The 2,173-nt window shown below is 73.2% G+C and carries 2 protein-coding genes and 1 pseudogene; 2 read left to right on the top strand and 1 reads right to left on the bottom strand.

Annotated features, from left to right (window positions below):
- Nucleotides 1-222: 222 nt before the first annotated feature.
- Together GTW40_RS18265 and GTW40_RS18260 are read left to right on the top strand one after the other, a co-directional pair.
- Nucleotides 223-1,113 carry a neutral zinc metallopeptidase gene (locus GTW40_RS18265; RefSeq protein WP_161181271.1) on the top strand — a complete coding sequence of 297 codons (891 nt, stop codon included), beginning with the start codon at nt 223-225 and terminating at the stop codon, nt 1,111-1,113.
- Nucleotides 1,114-1,229: 116 nt separating this feature from the next.
- Nucleotides 1,230-1,640, top strand: a complete 411-nt coding sequence (locus GTW40_RS18260) for a VOC family protein (RefSeq protein WP_161181270.1) — start codon at nt 1,230-1,232, stop codon at nt 1,638-1,640.
- A 58-nt stretch (nt 1,641-1,698) separates the two neighbouring features.
- Here the strand turns inward: GTW40_RS18260 and GTW40_RS18255 are convergent.
- Nucleotides 1,699-2,173, bottom strand: a pseudogene (locus GTW40_RS18255) (hypothetical protein); the annotation flags it as partial.

Raw genomic sequence — 2,173 nt, 5'->3', positions numbered from 1 at the left:
CGGGGGTTGGCGGGGGTGAGGGGGTTGTCCTGCGGGGGGCGTGCGTGTGTGAGAGCTGGGTCCGGCGAGGGGTGAGGGGTGGTCTGGCCGGGGTGCGGAGTGGTCGTACCGGGGGGCGGAAGTCCCGCCGGGGCCCGCAGTGGTCCCGGGCAGGTGGGCGGGTAAGGATGGCGGCAGGGCGCTGGATGTGGAAGTGGCGCTGGGACGGAAGGTGTGGGGCCGGTGCAGTTCGACGATGACGCGAATCTCGACACGTCCGAGGTGCAGGACGCGCGCGGGAGCCGGATTCCTGGTGGGCGGATGACCATCGGGGGTGGCATCGGGGGGCTGATCGCCCTGTTGCTGGCGCTGTTCCTGGGAGTGGGGCCGGACCAGCTGGGGCTGTCGTCGGGCGGTGATCAGGCGGCGTCGCAGCCGTCGTCGCTCGGTGACGTCCAGGAGTCGTGCCGTACCGGCAAGGACGCGAACACCCGGACCGACTGCCGGATGGTGGCGGTGGTCAACAGCGTGCAGGACTACTGGTCGCAGGAGTTCCGCGGTCAGGGCCGTACCTACACCCCGGCGAAGACCGTGCTCTTCACCGGCCAGATCCGTACGGCCTGCGGGGCGGCGACCGCGGCGGTGGGGCCGTTCTACTGCCCCGGCGACGGCAAGGTCTATCTGGACCTGGGCTTCTTCGACGAGCTGCGGACGAAGTTCGGGGCGAGCGGGGGCCCGTTCGCGCAGGCGTACGTCGTCGCGCACGAGTACGGCCACCACGTACAGGACCTGGAGGGCACCCTCGGCCGTACCCAGGACGGCCTGACCGGCGAGAGCAGCAACTCGGTGCGCACCGAGCTCCAGGCCGACTGCTACGCCGGGGTGTGGGCCCACCACGCGACGACGACCCCGGACCCGGCGACCGGGCGGCCGCTGATCACCAGCCTGACCCCGGAGGACATCAAGGACGGCCTGAACGCGGCGGCGGCCGTGGGCGACGACCGGATCCAGCAGGAGTTCCAGGGCCGGGTGACCCCGGAGACCTGGACGCACGGCTCCTCGCTCCAGCGCCAGCAGTGGTTCGACCAGGGGTACCGCACGGGCGACCCGTCCCGGTGCAACACCTTCGGCTGACGGGTGCGCCGAAAGACCCGGGGCGTTGTCAGTGGCGGGTGTCACACTGAGCGGCGAGTCACCACAGATCCGGACAGGACGTCCGGAGGTACCCGGCGCACAAGGGAGTGATCGCCATGGCGGCAGCGGACGGACGGCCCAGTGTCTACCCGACGGTGCTCTACGCGGACGCGAAGGCCGCGATCGGGCAGCTGACGGAGGCCCTCGGCTTCACCGAGCTCACGGTGTACGAGTCGGAGGACGGCACCGTGCTCCACGCCGAGCTGGCCCAGGGCAACGGCGCGGTGATGCTCGGCTCCAAGGGGCGCGGCGGGCTCTTCGACTCCGTGATGAAGGACGCCGGGCCCGCGGGGGTGTACATCGTCGTGGACGACGTGGACGCCCACCACCAGCGGGCCGTGGAGCACGGCGTGGAGATCCTTATGCCCCCGACGGACCAGGACTACGGCTCGCGGGACTACATGGCGCGGGACGCCGAGGGCAACGTCTGGAGCTTCGGGACGTACGCCCCGGCGATCGCGCTCTGAGCCCCTGAGCCGTTGAGCCCCTGAGCGCCTGAGCCGCCGACCGCGTGGGGGCCCGCCGCTAGCCGCCCGTGTGGACCTGGAAGGCGGCGCGGCGTACGGCCTTGGCGAGGGCGGGGTCGGGGTGCGCGGCGGCCAGCGCGACCAGGACCTGCACGGTGCGGGGGTGGCCGACGGCGCGCACCTCCTCCAGCAGGGCGGGGACGGTCGGCTGCACGGCGGCCTCCAGGTGCCGTACCAGCATGTCCGTCTCGCCGTGGTCGGCGACGGCGGCGGCGGTGTCGACCCAGAGCCAGGTGGCCTCCTCGCGGGTGAGCACCTCGTGCGCGTCCTCGGGGTCCACACCGTCGTGCTCGGCCAGCCACAGCAGGGCGTACGGCCGCAGCGCGGGCTCCTCGACGACCGCGTGCACGTCCGGCTCGGCGGGGGCGCCGACGACGCGCAGCGCCTCGAAGGCGAGCCCGCGCAGCAGGGCGTCCTCGCCCCGGGCGGCCTCGATGAGCTGGCCGACGGCGCCGCCGACGGGGCGGGCGGCG

The organism is Streptomyces sp. SID4985 (assembly GCF_009863025.1).
In the GTDB taxonomy this organism is placed as follows: domain Bacteria; phylum Actinomycetota; class Actinomycetes; order Streptomycetales; family Streptomycetaceae; genus Streptomyces.
Note: the sequence above shows the minus strand (reverse complement) of the source record. Positions and strands in the feature narration are given on the sequence as shown.